The organism is Alteromonas sp. ABH2_165 (genome assembly GCF_056159945.1).
The window spans coordinates 94378-112190 of sequence record NZ_JBSWWF010000005.1 but is presented as its reverse complement, the minus strand read 5'-3'; the positions used below and the strand labels follow the sequence as shown (position 1 = coordinate 112190).

The 17813-nt window shown below is 48.5% G+C and carries 14 protein-coding genes; 11 read left to right on the top strand and 3 right to left on the bottom strand.

Annotated elements, in window-relative coordinates; translation table 11 throughout:
* Positions 1–17: 17 nt before the first annotated feature.
* Positions 18–614 carry a PepSY-associated TM helix domain-containing protein gene (locus ACXAFQ_RS11200; RefSeq protein WP_474821722.1) on the bottom strand — a complete coding sequence of 199 codons (597 nt, stop codon included), beginning with the start codon at positions 612–614 and terminating at the stop codon, positions 18–20.
* A gap of 141 nt (positions 615–755) precedes the next feature.
* A complete protein-coding gene (locus ACXAFQ_RS11195; protein WP_474821718.1) occupies positions 756–3134 on the bottom strand; it encodes a TonB-dependent hemoglobin/transferrin/lactoferrin family receptor in 2379 nt (792 codons plus the stop codon).
* A 192-nt stretch (positions 3135–3326) separates the two neighbouring features.
* On the opposite strand from ACXAFQ_RS11195, the gene ACXAFQ_RS11190 reads away from it, so the two are divergent.
* The 3 genes from ACXAFQ_RS11190 to ACXAFQ_RS11180 are packed head-to-tail and all read left to right on the top strand — an operon-like array spanning position 3327 to position 6468.
* Positions 3327–4115, top strand: a complete 789-nt coding sequence (locus ACXAFQ_RS11190) for a DUF4198 domain-containing protein (protein ID WP_474821716.1) — start codon at positions 3327–3329, stop codon at positions 4113–4115.
* A gap of 9 nt (positions 4116–4124) precedes the next feature.
* Positions 4125–5018 carry a calcium-binding protein gene (locus ACXAFQ_RS11185; protein WP_474821713.1) on the top strand — a complete coding sequence of 298 codons (894 nt, stop codon included), beginning with the start codon at positions 4125–4127 and terminating at the stop codon, positions 5016–5018.
* Between the two features lie 7 nt (positions 5019–5025).
* On the top strand, positions 5026–6468 hold the full coding sequence (locus ACXAFQ_RS11180; protein ID WP_474821709.1) for a DUF2271 domain-containing protein: 1443 nt from the start codon (positions 5026–5028) through the stop codon (positions 6466–6468).
* A gap of 105 nt (positions 6469–6573) precedes the next feature.
* On the opposite strand, the gene ppc is transcribed toward ACXAFQ_RS11180, so the two are convergent.
* Positions 6574–9198, bottom strand: a complete 2625-nt coding sequence (gene ppc / locus ACXAFQ_RS11175; protein WP_474821706.1) for a phosphoenolpyruvate carboxylase — start codon at positions 9196–9198, stop codon at positions 6574–6576.
* A gap of 197 nt (positions 9199–9395) precedes the next feature.
* On the opposite strand from ppc, the gene ACXAFQ_RS11170 reads away from it, so the two are divergent.
* From ACXAFQ_RS11170 to nqrF, 8 genes are all read left to right on the top strand, one after another.
* Entirely contained in the window at positions 9396–10052 is a 657-nt protein-coding gene (locus tag ACXAFQ_RS11170; RefSeq protein WP_474821703.1) for an FKBP-type peptidyl-prolyl cis-trans isomerase, read from the top strand.
* Between the two features lie 135 nt (positions 10053–10187).
* Positions 10188–11366, top strand: a complete 1179-nt coding sequence (gene fabV, locus ACXAFQ_RS11165; protein WP_474821699.1) for an enoyl-ACP reductase FabV — start codon at positions 10188–10190, stop codon at positions 11364–11366.
* Positions 11367–11973: 607 nt separating this feature from the next.
* A complete protein-coding gene (locus ACXAFQ_RS11160; protein WP_474822432.1) occupies positions 11974–13311 on the top strand; it encodes a Na(+)-translocating NADH-quinone reductase subunit A in 1338 nt (445 codons plus the stop codon).
* A gap of 3 nt (positions 13312–13314) precedes the next feature.
* On the top strand, positions 13315–14514 hold the full coding sequence (locus tag ACXAFQ_RS11155; protein ID WP_474821697.1) for an NADH:ubiquinone reductase (Na(+)-transporting) subunit B: 1200 nt from the start codon (positions 13315–13317) through the stop codon (positions 14512–14514).
* Positions 14504–15268 carry a Na(+)-translocating NADH-quinone reductase subunit C gene (locus ACXAFQ_RS11150; RefSeq protein WP_474821695.1) on the top strand — a complete coding sequence of 255 codons (765 nt, stop codon included), beginning with the start codon at positions 14504–14506 and terminating at the stop codon, positions 15266–15268. Before ACXAFQ_RS11155 ends, ACXAFQ_RS11150 begins: the two co-directional genes overlap by 11 nt.
* 12 nt (positions 15269–15280) lie before the next feature.
* Entirely contained in the window at positions 15281–15913 is a 633-nt protein-coding gene (locus tag ACXAFQ_RS11145; protein WP_070125457.1) for an NADH:ubiquinone reductase (Na(+)-transporting) subunit D, read from the top strand.
* 5 nt (positions 15914–15918) lie between these two features.
* Positions 15919–16527, top strand: a complete 609-nt coding sequence (gene nqrE, locus ACXAFQ_RS11140) for an NADH:ubiquinone reductase (Na(+)-transporting) subunit E (protein ID WP_474821691.1) — start codon at positions 15919–15921, stop codon at positions 16525–16527.
* Between the two features lie 20 nt (positions 16528–16547).
* Positions 16548–17777 (top strand): NADH:ubiquinone reductase (Na(+)-transporting) subunit F, encoded by a 1230-nt coding sequence (gene nqrF / locus ACXAFQ_RS11135; RefSeq protein ID WP_474821687.1) that lies wholly within the window; start codon positions 16548–16550, stop codon positions 17775–17777.
* The last annotated feature ends 36 nt before the right edge of the window (positions 17778–17813 follow it).

The following is a 17813-nucleotide window of genomic DNA, read 5'->3' as shown; positions in this document are numbered from 1 at the left end:
CCCTGTTGGTGTATCTACTAGTGAATGAAAACGAGCATGATGAATACCGGAATAAGTAACCCTAGCGCGGTGACTGGCCAAGTTGAGGCTTTATGTGGAGCTTGCTTAAGCAAAAGTTGTAAACCGGTAATGGTAAAGATAATCACCACCGCGGAGAATATATCAATGAACCACGACCACACACCGCCGGTATTGCGGCCTTTATGTAAGTCGTTGAAATAGGCAATCCATCCTCTGTCAGTGCCTTCATAAACCAGTTCGCCCATTTCTACATCGATAGACAGCCAGTGATCTTGCCCAGGGCCGGGCCAGGAAACGTAAAGCTCCACGCCATCCCATTCGCCTTCTTTATCTGAGGGGGGCGCGATGCCGTTGTCTGATAACCAGTTGCGCAGCGAGCGGGGCAGCATCACCGGGCCTTCCTCCAACGAATCGAGTGAGGCGAGTTGATCGTCGGGTACCGTTTTTTCTATGTTGGTTAGTTGCGGAACAGCATCTATATCGGCTGCATGATTTAAGGTGATACCGGTGATGGCAAACATAAGCATACCGACCATACAGATTGCGGCAGAAATCCAGTGCCACTGGCGGGCGCTGCCTAGAGAAAATCGCATAATGTTACTCAACTTGGACAAACGGAGTCTGGGGCGACCAGAATAATCTGGTTATGATAATACGAATTATTATTTTTTGAAGCAAAGCTGGCCCACAAAGTGGGCCAGTAGTCTCTGTCGTTGGGCGTTTAACCCTTTTTATCAGAATACGTAGGTAAGATATACGCTGCCATTTCTGCCAGGCTCTGAGAAACGCTGGAAACCATTACCCGAAACGCCTGAGAAGAATCCGCCGTTACCTGAACGCAGGTTTCTCACTACGCCCCAACGGTAATATTCTTTATCTGTCAGGTTGTATAGCGCCGCCGTCAGTCTCAGATTATCTGTGATTTGATAAAATGCGGTGAGGTCGAATGTTGTCAGGCTACCAGGATAAAAGAACGGGCCACTGCCATTGTTAAGCGATGCAAAACTGTTTTGGTCGGCATTGTTGTCCATTTTGGCGGAATACATACCGTGCAGTTTTACACCCCAGTTGTGATCTGTCGCCAGATAACCTAACGACAAGGTTGCCGCATCCGGTGCCAGTGTCTCCAGGTCGTTGCCTCTGTCGTAGAAGTCAAAGCTGTCTTCACTGAGCGGTACATATTCAGATTTATACTCACCGGATATGGTGGAGTACGCGAACTGTGCGGTAATGTTGTCGGTCAACATATAGAAAGTGCTGAACTCAAGACCTTTAATGGCAATTTCGCCACTGTTACGCGGTTGAGTGTAAGTATCTTCACTCACGACCGACACCGTACATTCGCCTGTCCAAGGGCTGCAAGATTGCGTTGTAACGTCAGTGCTATAAGCGTTGGAGAAAGTTTCACTCTGAATACGGTTGGTGTAATTGGTTTTAAAAGCCGTGATATTGACATATCCACGTTCGAAGTTTGCCTGATAGCTCACTTCATAGTTTGTCGAGCGTTCAGCGTCTAGTTCGGGATTCGCTACCTCATCGAGATCCTGATAAACGTCGCCGGTGACAATGTCAGTAATCTCATCACCAGAATTGGTGCCGAAATAAAGTTCCTGTAGCGTCGGGGCTTTGTAGCCCTGGCTCACTTTAGCCAGAATTTCATGTCCCTCGGCAACGGTATAGCTCAGTGCCAATTCACCAACCAGCGCATTGAAGCTGGCATCTTGAACGCTTAGCCCGGTAGGATCCGAGAAGTTTTCAGACACCTCCGGCTCATACTCTGTTCTGTCGTAGCGCGCGCCAATGTGCAGGTTAACTGCATCGTTCAAAGCCATGGTATCGGTGGCATAAAAAGAGATTAGCGTTTTATCTGATTTAGGGACAAATGCCTGATCGAGAATAGGGTAACCATCGAGTAGAGCTGCGCTGGTGGTTTCACCATCGTAGCGGCGATCGTACATAATATTGTTTGACTCGGTTTTCTGATAAGTCAGGCCGTATGCAATATTGTGGCTGATATCACCTTCGATGAGTTTGGTGAGATCGACATTGAAATTTGTCGACTGCTGCTCAAATTCGCGGTCTTCCTGACGCAGTATTACGGAACCCTGACTGTTGAATAGGAAGGATGTCAGACCCGACGTATACAATTCCTGATAATTTGCCTGAAGCTTAATTGTGTCGAAGAACGGGTTATTGGCATTTTCCTGTTCGTAAAATACACCGTAGCGTTCACGATTGTTTTCATCGTAACTGGAAAAATCGAAGTAACTTGCCGTTGTACCTTCCGCCGGTTCTCTCGACAGCGGCAGACCATCGGTTGAACGGTCGGTTTTTTCAACAACAACACCGAAGCGGCTATTTTCATCCAGGTTGTAAGCAAGCTTCAACATGACAGCATCGCTGGTATTATCCATCGGATCAGCCTGGCCTCGCGCAGCACCAAGAATATCTTCGCCATTGCTGTGAGCTTCAGTTTCATCGCTCTGACGGCGAGTATATTGCAGCAGGCTTTCAAAATTACCAGTACGATTGGCCACGGTACCGTGCATCAGCCACTCGTTTGAACGAGAGTCGAAACCTGTTTTTACTTTTCCGCCCGTGGCATCACCCGTTAATGGCAGAAAATCGGCGGCGTCGTTAGTGACATAAGACACTGCACCCGCTAACGCGCCAGAACCGATAGCCACAGAGCCCGGCCCCTTTGAAATGGTCACCGTTTTAACGTGCTCTAGTTCAACCTGGCCGCGACTTGAGCCAAACATACCGTAAGCGGCAAATGTTGACGGGTTAAGGGTTTCACCCTGAGCGACACCATCAACCAGTACTGCAACCGCATCACCGCCTAATCCCCGGATATTAAATCCATCATCACCAAATCGGTTGCCGGTATCGTTTATCTGAACGCCAGGAATGTAGCGCGCTGTATCTTCGATGTTTGTGATGGAATCCAGTGCTATAGCTTGCGCATCGAGTGTAGTTTCATTTTTGTTGTACTCAATGGCGTCTTCGCTTTTTACTTTGGTAACAGCAAGTTGTTCTTTTTCTTGGGCAAAAACGTTGCCTGACAGGATCGCCGTAACTGCAAAACATAATGCAGTGCGTTGGAAAGTCATGATTGGCTCCATGCGGTAGTGTTGTTTTCGTAGATTTTTATGTTTGCTTTGACTGCTTCAAATAAAGGGTGAGTAGTCGACGTCACGTTACGGACAACCGAACGGGTCAGCCAAAGTCGATGAGGATAATATTGATAATAATTCGTATTTGCAATAAGATCCCTCCACTTTTTACAACCAGGAAACACAAAAATGAATAAAACCTCCCTGGCGCTGGTCTGTGCGGGCCTGCTTTTTATCCCAGCCTCTCAAGCGCATACTCCGTATCTAAAACCTTTGAGTTTTGAACCGGTTAGCCGCGACACTGTGACCTTGGATGCGTCGTTCGCCGAGCAATTCTTCGTACCAGAAGTGGCGATCAGCAATGCAAAGTTCGATGTTGAAATGCCAGACGGCAAACTGTCACCTGTTGAGACGGTAGTGGATTTAAAAACGCGAAATGTACTTGAGCAGGCAATGGAACAGGAAGGCACTTATCGCTTCTCCACCGGGAAGCGCATGGGAGCAATTTTCAGAGTTTACGACCTCAATGGTGAGCGTGGTTCCATGAGAGGCAATGAGAAGCCGTTGCCAGAAGGCGCTACATTAACTGAGCACTTTCAGTCGGTAACCAGTGCGGTGACTTATGTAACGAAAAAAGGCCCTACTGATACGGTATTGGCAGCCAGCGGACAAGGTCTTGAGTTGGTACCTAGTACTCACCCAAATGGCTTGTTTAGCGGCGACACGTTTGCATTCACGTTAACTTACGAAGGCGAGCCGGTAGCTAATGAAAAAGTCACGCTGTATCTGGCTAACGACCAGTTTAGTGAAGAGTCTGATTTCCAAACGCTTACCACAAATGCCAAAGGGGAAGCGTCGGTATCATTGAATTCGCAAGGGTTGTACCTGCTTCAGGCCCGAGTAAAAGCGCCTGCACCAAAGGGTGCTGACGTGCCGGTATACAGTTACACCACCACACTTACGTTAGAAGCATTCTGAGGACGAACAATGAAAATTAACTCTGTAATTATCGCTACTGCGCTGCTCTCTCAGCTGGCTATGGCCGCTCCGCACAGTGCCAGCGGCATTATTCTCACTTACGATTTAGACGGAAATGAAAAGCTGTCGCTGGAAGAGTTTGTTGATGCCCGCCGACAACGTTTTGCCGCTACCGACACCAACCACAATGGTACGCTGGAAGAAGATGAGTATGTGTACGAGTGGGAAGGGAAAATGACCGCGCGCATGCAGGCCGATCGAAAAGCTTCCGTAAAACAAACGTATATTCGCTTTAACGCTATCGATAAGGATGACAACAAGCAGATCACCAAAGCGGAAATGGATGCAGTGGGTGAGCGAGGCTTTGATTTTATGGATCAGGATAAAGATGGCGTTGTTCTGGCGTCTGATCAGGATCCGGTACGTGAAGGCCGAGCTGATAACAGCGATGATAAGCCGAAATTGGAACAACGCCCCATGTTACGCATGCCGACTACCCATAACATCGAGGGCTTCATGGGGTTGTACGATACAAACGGTGACGAAAAAGTCGATAAAGCAGAATTTCAGGCTGTCAGAGATGAGCAATTCGCCCGAACCGATGAGAACGGCGATGGTGTACTGACAGAACAGGAATACGTGCTCGAGTTTGAAGATCGTCTGGATGCACAGTACGAAAAGACTTACGACGGCCAAGTAAAGCAAACCTACGTGCGTTTTGGCGTGCTGGATAAAGATGAAAACGGTCACATGACTTTTAACGAGTACATGCAGTCTGGTTTCCGCTCTTTCAGTCGCTACGACACCACCGGTGATGGTTTCATCACATTAGATGATCCCGCGCCTGTTTTAAACGTGAAAGCACAGAAAGTGACGATAAGGCAACGCAAACTGCGAGCGTGAATAATTAATGAAACGCAGCTTCATTGTATTCATTTGGAGTGCCTGTGCAGCTTTTGCTGCACAGGCGGCAAGCCCGGCCGCTCACTCCACTTCAGAAAATAACTCCTCAGCAACACTCGCAAACTCAGCACACACATTTCATATTCAGCAAGCCGATTATGACGTTGTCATAAAATTGGTTGGCGGCTATGAAAAGGTTAAGCAACAGCCGTTGGCTGAGCTGGTGCAAAACACCGCGGAAGTGTTGGCACCACAAAGTAAACTGGTAGCCGACTTGTCACGACCTGGCGCTCACGATGTGCCTACATGGATATTTGAGGGCCTGGCGAAGTGCGAGGATTGGTTTCATCTCTCCGAAGGCAAAGTGAGTTGCCGTAACGGTGCGCTTTATCAGTATTGGCATCAGTACGTGGCTGGAGAAGGCACGCTGGAACGTCGAGAAGCGCGGAAGCTGGCAAGAGCATCTAGAGTGACCAAAGTAACGTTAAATACGCCATCGCAACTGCTAATGCCGGAGATCATGCCAGATGCGCCGTTCTGGGATTTCGGTTTAATCGGAGATGCATTACTTGCAAACCGAATCGCCAAGTATCTTCAGCAAATCGTAGGCGAAGACGGCGCATTTTCTATTACGGTAAACAACACGTCCATAACCCATGAAGGCAAGTCACCTTCTGGCTGGACGCTGTTTGATAAACCAGTTATGGAACATCACGAGGTGTTTTCCGGTGCCATCATAAATACTGCTACCCGCAAGGTGGTGACTGGGGCGGCAGAAAGTGGGGTATTGGATAGCAGTGATGGTTGGCCTGCGTCGGGCTTAATCTCCCACGTGGTTGCACCCAATGTGTTTGATGCCGCGATAGTGTCGCAACTCGCCGTGGTCACTTCTACCACGCAACTTAACGATTTTCTGGTTGATAAGCCTGAGGTACTGGTTAAGACCACCGATCAAAAGGGAAGGGTGAACACTACTGAGGGTTACTTTGCATTTTGGCAAAATCAGCACGACACGGCCGTTAAACCATTAACCATTGATGTGACGTTGCCGCGCTTTAACGTGCCGGAATATCACGGCCCTTATGTTTCTGTGTGGTTAACCGATGAAAATGCGCAGTTGATTAAAAGCCTGTCAATTCGAGGTGATAGTCAACGCTGGCTCACCGAATTGAGAGTGTGGTGGCGAAAAATAGGTAGAACCCATGAAGACTTCATTGATGGATTCGCCGGTGCAACTCGTAAGAATAAGCCGCTGCATGTGCAATGGGACGGGTATGACGAACAAGGACAGCCGGTAAAGCAGACTAAACTTGTACTGAACGTGGAAGTCGCGCGGGAAGACGGTGGTCGGAATTATCAGAAAATCCCGCTCGATTTAGAGGTGTTGATGAAACAGCCTTTACATACTGTGGGGAAGGGGGAAATTGGTGAAGTGTCCGTCTCTTTGTAGCAATAGTGGGAGAAGCTAGCGCACTTGCTGACAATGCTTTAAATGTAAACATACAAAAAAGCCGTCGTTTTCACGACGGCTTTGTTCATTATGGCGAAGACCGGATTAACCGGTGTTGCGCATACCGATTGCAATACCGGCGATGGTCACCATCATGGCACGTTCTAGTACCGCATTCTGCGCGTCGTCACCGGCTGCACGAATACGCTCTAGCAGTTCGATTTGCAGATAATGCAGAGGCTGCAAGTAACCGGCACGGATATTCATCGACTCTTTACCCATCGGGTCTTTGTCCATGATGCTTTCCTGACCGGTGAGTGCCAGCAGAGATTCCACACTTTCTTTCAGCTCGTCACGCAGCGCCTGACCAAAGTGCTTCAGCTCATCCGGTACCAAGCGCTCGTCATAAGCTTCACTGATTCGTGGATCTGCTTTGTTAAACACCATGTCCAGCATAGACAGACGTGAACGGTAGAATGGCCATTCAGCAAACATTTCTTCCACGACCTTAGCGTCGCTTTCTGCCTTTACAGAATCGATAGCGCGCATTACGCCAAGCCAGGAGGGCAGAACCAGACGGGTTTGTGCCCAAGCGAAAATCCACGGGATAGCACGCAAACTTTCAATGCCGCCCTGAGGTTTACGCTTAGAAGGACGGCTACCTAACGGCAGTTTGCCCAGCTCTTGCTCTGGCGTGGCTACACGGAAGTAAGGTACGAAGTCTTTATCTTCGCGCACGGTTCCGCGATAGTTGTCACGACCATTAGCGGCCATCTTGATGATAAGTTCACGCCACTCTGGCTTCGGCTCCGGTGGCGGGAACAGCATGGCTTCAATAATCGCAGACGCGTAAATACCCAAGCTTTGCTTCGCCAGTTTTGGCATACCGAATTTATAGCGGATGGTTTCACCCTGCTCGGTAACACGGAAGCCACCTTCCAGTGAACCCGGAGGCTGTGAATGAATAGCTGCATGTGCAGGCAGACCACCACGACCAATCGTACCACCGCGACCGTGGAACAGTGTCAGTGTGGTTTCAAATTCATCGGCAACTTGTACCAGTGCTTCCTGAGATTCGTACTGAGCCCAACCTGCAGCCAGCGCACCGGCATCTTTAGCAGAGTCAGAGTAACCAATCATCACATACTGACGGCCTTTGATGTAACCACGATACCAGTCGATAGACAGCAGCTTACGCATAACTGAAGGCGAGTTATTCAGGTCGTCGAGGGTTTCGAATAAAGGGGCTACCGGCATTGGCCAGTCTACACCTGATTCTTTCAACAGTAATTGAACCGCCATGACATCAGATGGCTCACTGGCCATTGAAATGATGTAAATACCGAAACCTTCTTTACTGTGCTGAGAGATAACTTTACAGGTATCGAGCACTTCTTTTACGTCGTCAGACGCTTCCCATTGCGCAGGGAACAGCGGACGCTTAGAGCTAAGTTCACGCAGCAGGAAAGCCTGTTTGTCTGCTTCACTCCATTGCGCATAGTCACCTAAGCCAAGGTAGCGGGTAATCTCACTGAATACATCGGCATGGCGCTCTGAGTCCTGACGTACGTCCAAACGCAGCAGGTGAACACCAAAACACTGTACCCGGCGGATAGTGTCGAGCAGCAAGCCATTGGCTGTCACTGGCATTCCGCACTCGATTAATGAGTCGTAGCACAGCATCAGAGGCTCAAGTAGCTCATCGTTGTGCTGAACCCAGGTACTTTGGTCAACTTTCTTGCCTGCCAGATAATCAGCAATACCGTCGCGGGTTTCGCCACAGCGGCGAACCAGTGGGCGCAACAGCGAGCGATAAGGTTCGTTGGCATCAGCGCCAACGGCTTCACGCAGGGCATCGCTGCAATCGAACATCGACAGTTCTACCTGCAAACGGTCGAGATCAGAGGCAAACAGTTTTGCAGCACGCTTACGGGCCAGCAGTAATACCTGTTCAGTTACTTTTGACGTTACAAACGGGTTACCATCACGGTCGCCACCCATCCAGGAGCTAAACTGAACCGGTGCGGCATCTAGAGGCAGATTGACTTTGTAGTCTGACTGCAAACGCTCGTCGAGGTCACGGAGGAAGTCAGGTACGGCTTCCCACAGCGAGTTTTCGATAACGGAGAAGCCCCAACGCGCTTCATCAACCGGGGTAGGGCGAACAGAACGAATTTCTTCGGTATGCCACGCCTGACTGATTAAATCAGCAATACGGGTTTCAACGCGGTCGCGCTCTCGATCTTCAAGGGTGTCCTGGTGAATATGCTTCAGGCACTGTGCTAACTCTTTCTGTTTATGAATGAGTGTACGGCGAGTCACCTCGGTAGGGTGCGCCGTGAGTACCAGATCAATTTTCAGTTTTGAAACCGCTTTCTGTACGTTTTCAACATTGAGATCAGCTTTATCCAGGTGTTCAAACAGCGCATCTAACGACGCATCTACGCTCATCGCACTGTTGTATTCCTGCTCAGCAATATTGCCCAGAGTCAGGAATTGTGCAAATGCCCGGCCAACCGTCAAAAGATCAGAATCTGAAAGTTTTTTGAAAATTTCTTTCAGGTTTTCGCTACAGGTTGCGTCGCCCTGATATGAAGAACGACCATCTTTTCTGATGGTCTCAATGCGGTCTAACCATTCTTGACCCAATTCAGCTTGAATGGTTTCGCCAAGGACTTTCCCCAGGTACCGAACTGTGTCTTTAAGTTCAGCATCATAGTGTGATTGCATAGCATCCTCCTACTGTATATGCCCATAACCATACTTCAAAATTGTTAAACTTGTCTAACGTCATTCCGTTATAAATTAAACCTTAATGAAAAGTTCATTTAACAAATCCCAAGCCCCAAGCATGTTGCAGGCTGATATGATACACTCCGTGCCAGGTTATTTGGCATGCACTTTGAGTAACGAAATGCGGCTAAATAATGTACAAATATTGTAATTTACTTTCAGGAGTCAATGTGACCGATAAATATACCAGCGTAGAAACGCAAGCAAGCTATGGTGTTGGTTTCCAAATGGGAGAGCAGCTTAAATCCAATCCGTTCGAAGGCCTGTCTCTAGATGCAGTACTCGATGGTCTGAGCGATGCGTTCAATGGTCAAGCCTCACAGGTTGATACCGACACGCTGCGCAACGCATTTGGTGAAATTCACCAACGCATGCAGGCTGCTAAAGCTGAGCAAAGCAAAGCGGTAATTGAAGAAGGTAACGCTTACCTTGCAAAAAATGCAGAACGTGATGAAGTTACGGTAACCGAAAGCGGTTTGCAATATGAAATTATTGAAGCCGGTGAAGGTGACAAGCCTGCTGCAGACAGCACGGTTCGCGTTCATTATCACGGTACACTGATTGATGGTAGCGTATTTGACAGCTCTTACAAGCGCGGTCAGCCTGCAGAATTCCCAGTAAACGGTGTGATCCGCGGCTGGACTGAAGCACTGCAGTTAATGCCAGTAGGTGCAAAATGGAAACTGTACATTCCTTACGATCTGGCATACGGCGAACAGGGTGCAGGCGGCGCGATCGCCCCTTACTCTACGCTGGTATTCGATGTTGAGTTACTCGACATCCTGGGTTAATCCCCATGGCGGCAGTGCGTACACACTGTCGCTACCTTCCTGCCTGTATGGCATCTTCACACGACATCTGCTCAGAGTTGTAAATGCCACAGACGCGATTACAATACGCGCACAATTATCAAAGGAAAAACTACTATGGTTATCAAGCCTAAAGTCAGAGGCTTCATCTGTACTAACGCACACCCAGCGGGTTGTGCTGCTTCAGTAGCAGAGCAAATTGATTATGTTCGTCAGCAGGGCGACCTTGGTGACGGCCCTAAAAATGTGTTGGTTATCGGTTGTTCTACCGGTTACGGCTTGGCATCACGTATCACTTCCGCTTTTGGCTATGGTGCGAAAACCTTAGGTGTTTGTTTCGAAAAAGAGCCGACTGAGCGCAAAACAGCGACAGCGGGCTGGTATAACACTGCAGCATTTCATCAACAGGCTGAGCAAAATGGCCTGTACGCAAAAACCTTAAACGGCGATGCTTTTTCAGATGAAATGAAGGCGCAGGTGATTGAACAAATTAAAGCAGACCTGGGTTCTGTTGATTTGGTGATTTATTCACTGGCTTCTCCACGCCGTACCGACCCGGTAAGTGGTGAAACCTTCAAGTCGACATTGAAGCCAGTAGGTCAGGCCTATACCACTAAAACTTACGACACCGACAAAGATAAAGTGCACGATGTCACCCTGGAACCTGCCAACGATGAAGAAATTCACAACACTATCAAGGTAATGGGCGGTGAAGACTGGGAACGCTGGATGGATTTCCTCGGCGATGCTGGCGTGCTGGCTGAAGGTTGTAAGACCACGGCCTATACTTACATCGGTAAAGAGCTGACTTGGCCTATCTACGGTCAGGCGACTATCGGTAAGGCGAAAGAAGATCTCGACCGCGCGGCCGCTGCCATTATCGGTAAGCACACTGATAAACTGGTTGAGGCAAACGTGTCTTCATTAAAAGCCCTGGTTACCCAGGCGAGTTCAGCTATTCCGGTTATGCCGCTTTACATTTCACTGATTTACAAAGTGATGAAAGAAGAAGGCACCCATGAAGGTTGTATTGAACAAATCTTTGGTCTGTACACAGAGTGCCTTTACGGTGAAACCGGCGCGGTAGACGAAGCAAATCGCTATCGTATGGACGGTAAAGAAACCAACGATGCCACCCAGGCGAAAATCAAGGCACTGTGGGATCAGGTAACGCAAGACAACTTCCATGAATTAAGTGATTACGCTGGCTATCATCATGAGTTCCTCAAGTTGTTTGGATTTGATATTCCAGGTGTAGATTACGAAGCCGACGTTGATACTGTGGTTAAATGGTAATCTGACAAAATAATAATAAAGCCGTCGACAGACGGCTTTTTTGCGTTTTACGTCAGAATATAGGCGTTAAGTCTTAGATTTAAATCACATTCAGTGTGGTAGTATTTTCAGCCATTCCGAAGTATTGGCATCTGCCAGTGAATAGCGCGCTCACTTTCTGAGCAGTCAGGCCGAGATGGTCTACACTAGAAAAGCGCCTGACATCGCAGGTTGTTACCTGTGTATTGCAAAATTAACCAGCGGTTATATTAAAAATTAACAAATATTGTGGATTATCCATTATTTGCATAGCGTAACGCGTTGCGATGATGCTAAAATCCCGTAGTTAAGTAGAGGGCGTTTTATTCTCTGCTTCCGGTTTTTACTTCAACACCGCTTCAGTAGTAGCTATGGGGCTGGTTTCAGTAAAAACAACGGCCCTAATAATAAGATATTCTCGGCACGTATCGAGATTTACCGCCAGAAACTGGTTGGTGAGAACGCTGCAACGGAAATTCAATAAAACTTTGGGTGACGGATACCTGATTAAGAAGTGCGCTTCTGCATGCAGGCAGCTCAGGCTGCAGTTATGCATAAGGGTTCTTCTATTAGAGTAGTGCGATTACGTATGATAAAAATCAAGAAAGGTCTCGACCTCCCTATCAAGGGAGCGCCGCAACAGCAAATCTCCGATGGAGCTGCTGTCACGCGCGTTGCCGTTCTGGGAGAAGAATATGTTGGCATGCGTCCTACCATGCATGTCCAGGTTGGTGACAAAGTGGCTAAAGGCCAGATTCTTTTTGAAGACAAAAAGAATCCAGGCGTGAAGTTCACTGCACCGGCTGCGGGCGAAGTGGTAGAAGTAAACCGCGGCGCCAAACGTGTTCTTCAATCTGTTGTAATTAAAATCGAAGGCAGCGAAGCTGTTACTTTCGACAAAATTGCTGCAGACCAGATCGCTAGCGCATCCAAGGAACAACTGCAAACTTCACTGGTAGACTCCGGTCTATGGACTGCTTTACGCACCCGTCCATTCAGTAAAGTACCTGCGGTAGGTTCTACTCCTTCATCCATCTTTGTTAACGCAATGGATACCAACCCACTGGCTGCAGATCCTGCAGTAATCATCGCTGAGCGTAGCGACGATTTTGTTGCTGGCTTAAAAGTGCTTAAGCAACTTTCAGGCGGTAAGGTATACGTGTGTAAAGCAGCAGGTGCTTCAGTATCTACCGGCGATGCAGCCGTTGATGTTGAAGAGTTCGGTGGTCCACACCCGGCAGGCCTGGCTGGTACGCACATTCATTACTTAGATTCGGCAGGTGCGAAGAAAATCGTTTGGTCAATTAATTACCAAGACGTATTAGCTTTCGGTGCCTTCGTGACTACGGGTGAAGTTGATAACCGTCGCGTTGTTTCTTTGGCTGGTCCTGCAGCGAAAAATCCTCGTCTGGTACGTACGTTACTGGGTGCAGATATCGCTGAACTGACTGCCGGTGAGCTTAACGAAGGTGAAGTGCGCACGGTTTCTGGTTCTGTATTGAACGGTACCACTGCACGCGGTGTTCATGGTTTCCTTGGTCGCTATCACCTACAGGTGTCTGCGCTGATGGAAGGTCGTGAGAAGAAATTCCTTGGCTGGATCACCCCTGGTTCAGACAAGCACTCAGTAACCCGTGCTTACTTGGGTCACTTGGGTAGCAAAGATTTCGACATGACTACCACTACCAACGGTTCAGAACGTTCTATGGTTCCAATCGGTAACTACGAGCGTGTTATGCCTCTGGATATTCTTCCAACACTGTTACTGCGTGACCTGATTGCAGGCGACACCGACAGTGCTCAGGCTATGGGTTGTTTGGAGTTGGACGAAGAAGATTTAGCGCTGTGTACCTACGTGTGCCCAGGCAAATACAGCTACGGTCCAATTCTGCGTAACTGTCTGACCACCATTGAGAAAGAGGGTTAAGTCATGGGTTTAAAAGCCTATCTGGAAAAAATCGAACCAAATTTCGAGCCAGGTGGAAAGTACGAAAAGTGGTATGCCCTGTACGAAGCAGCTGCAACCATCTTCTACACTCCTGGTATGGTTAACAAAGCCGGTACCCACGTACGTGACAGTATCGATCTGAAACGCATCATGATTATGGTGTGGATCGCGACTTTCCCGGCAATGTTCTTCGGTATGTATAACATCGGCCTGCAAGCGCAAGACGCTATTGCTGGCGGTGCATCTCTACCTGATTCATGGCAGGCTGGCCTGTTCACTGCGCTGGGCGGCGATATCGCTAACGCCAGTGGCCTGGGTCTGTTCTTCTACGGTGCCTGCTTCTGGTTGCCAATCTACGCGGTAACATTTGCGGTAGGTGGTTTCTGGGAAGTGCTGTTTGCTTCTGTACGTAAGCACGAAGTAAACGAAGGCTTCTTCGTAACGTCTGTACTGTTCGCACTGACAATGCCTGCTACTGTACCTCTGTGGCAGGTTGCACTGGGTATTACCTTCGGTGTGGTTATCGCTAAAGAAGTCTTTGGTGGTACCGGTCGTAACTTCCTTAACCCTGCTCTGGCAGGTCGTGCATTCCTTTACTTCGCGTATCCAGCAGCAATGTCTGGCGACAAAGTATGGGTAGCGGCTGACGGTTATTCAGGTGCAACTACCCTGGGTCAAGCGGCAACAACTGGCTACGACTTCTCTGATACCGCTGCATGGTGGGACCATTTCTTCGGTTTCATTCAGGGGTCTTCAGGCGAAACCTCAACCTTAGCAATTATGCTGGGTGGTCTGTTCATCATCTACATGCGTATTGCCAGCTGGCGAATCGTTGCGGGTGTAGCGGTAGGTGTGGCGTTCTTCGCAACCTTACTGAACATGATCGGCAGCGACACTAACCCGATGTTTGCAATGCCTGCGCAATGGCACTTTGTTGTCGGCGGTCTGGCTTTCGCAATGTTCTTCATGGCAACTGATCCGGTATCTGCGTCATTTACCAACCAGGGTAAGTGGGCTTACGGTATCTTCATCGGTTTCATGACCGTACTTGTACGTGTGCTCAACCCGGCCTTCCCTGAAGGTGTAATGCTGGCAATTCTGTTTGCCAACCTGTGGGCGCCACTGTTCGACTATTTCGTCGCGCAAAGCAATATTAAGCGGAGGGTAGCTCGTGTCGGCTAAGAAAGAAACTTTAGGAAAAACAGTTGGCGTTGTTGTTGCCGTCTGTCTTGTTTGCTCCATTATCGTATCAGGTGCTGCGGTAGGTCTGCGCTCTCAGCAGCAGGCTAATGCTAAGCTCGATAAGCAAACTAACATTCTTACTGCTGCAGGCCTTTACAAAATGGGCATGAGCAGTGACGAAATCGATGCAACGTTTAAAGAGTTCGTCCAAACGCGTTATGTTGATTTAAGTACTGGTGAATTCACTGAAAAGCCGTCTGAAGACTACGACATGTACAAAGCGGCTAAAGAAGACGAAACCAGCATCAAGGTTGAAAACAGTAATGTTGGCTTCCAGCGACGCGCAAAGGTAGCAAGTGTTTACCTGGTTGAAGACGAAGCTGGTGATGTTTCCCGCGTGATTCTGCCAGTTCATGGTAGTGGTCTGTGGGATCTGATGTACGGTTTCCTGGCTGTTAAAGCTGATGGCCAGACTGTGAAAGAGCTTATCTATTATCAGCAAAAAGAAACGCCAGGACTTGGCGGTGAAGTGCAGAACCCATCCTGGCAGGCTAAGTGGGATGGTAAGAAGCTGTATAAAGACGGCGACGTGGCTATCGAGGTTAAGAAAAACGCTAACCCTGAAAGCCCATACTCTGTTGACGCACTTTCCGGCGCGACCCTGACCAGTAACGGTGTTGAAAACACCATTCAGTACTGGGTAGGCGAGCAGGGCTTCGGTCCTTTCCTTAAGAAACAAGCATGGCGTTCATAAAGGATACTTATCGTGGCTGACACTAAAGAAATGAAAAAGGTCCTCTTTGGACCGATTCTCGACAACAACCCAATCGCCCTGCAGGTACTTGGTATCTGTTCAGCTCTGGCGATTACTACTAAGCTGGAAACGGCTCTGGTTATGGCTCTGGCCCTGACCAGCGTAACGGCGTTCTCCAACTTGTTTATTTCCGCAATCCGGAACCAAATCCCATCAAGCGTGCGGATCATCATCCAGATGACGATTATCGCGTCGCTGGTAATCGTGGTAGACCAGATTCTGAAAGCTTACTCTTATGAGATATCCAAGCAGCTTTCGGTGTTCGTTGGTCTGATTATTACCAACTGTATCGTAATGGGTCGTGCAGAAGCGTATGCGATGAAGAGTCCTCCGCTGATGAGCTTCTTAGACGGTATTGGTAATGGCCTGGGTTACTCCTTCATTCTGATTTGTATCGGTACAGTGAAAGAACTGTTCGGCTTCGGCACCATCTTAGGTTTCGAAATTCTGCCTCTGGTACAAAACGGTGGCTGGTATCAGGCGAACGGCCTGCTTATCCTGCCTTTCAGCTCATTCTTCCTGATCGGTGGTATGGTGTGGATTCTGCGCACCCTGCGTCCTGAACAGGTTGAGCCTAAGGAGTAATGGTCATGGAACATTATCTGTCTTTATTTGTTCGTTCGATTTTTATCGAAAATATGGCGCTGTCATTGTTTCTGGGTATGTGTACGTTTTTGGCCGTATCCAAGAAAGTTAAAACAGCGATGGGTCTGGGTGTAGCGGTTATCGTGGTACTGGGTATTTCTGTTCCAGTTAACCAGATCATCTACGTAAACATTCTGGCTCCGGGCGCACTTGCTTGGGCTGGCTTCCCTGATGCGGACCTGAGCTTCCTGAACTTCCTGACCTTCATCGGCGTTATCGCTGCGTTGGTTCAGATCCTGGAAATGGCGCTGGATAAGTTCTTCCCTGCACTTTACAACGCACTGGGTATCTTCCTGCCACTGATCACAGTTAACTGTGCAATCTTCGGTGGTGTTGCATTCGCGGTTCAACGTGAATACAGCCTGGGTGAGAGCTTCGTGTACGGTGTTGGTAGCGGCATCGGCTGGGCGTTAGCAATTGTACTGCTGGCGGCTGTTCGCGAAAAACTGAAGTATGCTGATATGCCTGATGGTATTCGTGGTCTGGGCTCTGTGTTCATGATTGCGGGTCTGATGGCGTTAGGCTTCCAGTCTTTCACTGGTATCGCGCTGTAATAACGCAAAGGAGCATATAAATGAGTATTGAAATGTTACTTGGCGTTGGCATGTTTATTGTCATCGTTCTGGCACTGGTATTTATTATCATGTTTGCCAAATCTAAGTTGGTACCAAGCGGTGACGTAACTATCATGATCAACGACGATCCTGAGAAAGCGATTACTACTCAGCCTGGCGGCAAGCTGTTAGGCGCGCTGGCAGAAGCGGGTATCTTCGTATCATCTGCTTGTGGTGGCGGTGGTTCTTGTGGCCAGTGTCGTGTAGACATCAAAGAAGGTGGTGGTGAGATTCTGCCTACCGAACTTGATCACATCACTAAGCGTGAAGCGCGTGAAGGTTGCCGTCTGTCATGTCAGGTCGCGATTAAGCAAGACATGAAGATTGAGCTGGAAGAAGAAATCTTTGGTGTTAAGAAGTGGGATTGCGAAGTTATCTCCAACGACAACAAAGCGACCTTCATCAAAGAGCTTAAGCTTAAAATTCCTAACGGTGAAAGCGTTCCTTTCCGTGCTGGTGGTTATATTCAGATCGAAGCACCTGCTCACCACGTGAAATATAAGGATTACGATATTCCTGAAGAGTATCGTCCAGACTGGGAACGTTTTGGTTTCTTCGACATCGAATCTAAAGTTGATGACGAGACCATCCGTGCCTACTCAATGGCTAACTACCCGGAAGAAGAAGGTATTATTATGCTGAACGTGCGTATCGCTACGCCGCCGCCTAATAATCTGTCTCTGCCTGCGGGCAAGATGTCTTCTTACATCTGGAGCCTGAAAGAAGGTGATAAGGCGACTATCTCTGGTCCGTTCGGTGAATTCTTCGCTAAAGAGACTGACGCAGAAATGGTATTCATCGGTGGTGGTGCAGGTATGGCGCCAATGCGTTCACATATCTTCGACCAGCTTCGTCGACTGAAATCAACCCGTAAGATTTCATTCTGGTACGGTGCCCGTTCACTGCGCGAAATGTTCTACGTAGAAGATTTCGACGAACTGGCCAAAGAGAATGATAACTTCGAATGGCACGTCGCACTGTCTGATGCGCAGCCTGAAGATAACTGGACTGGTGCAACAGGTTTCATCCACAACGTATTGTTGGAAAACTACCTGAAAGACCACCCAGCACCGGAAGACTGTGAATTCTACATGTGTGGTCCTCCTGTGATGAACGCAGCTGTTATTAACATGCTGAAAGATCTTGGGGTAGAAGACGAAAATATCATGCTTGATGACTTTGGTGGTTAATCAGCAAACGGTATAATTGAAAAGGGGGCTTAGCCC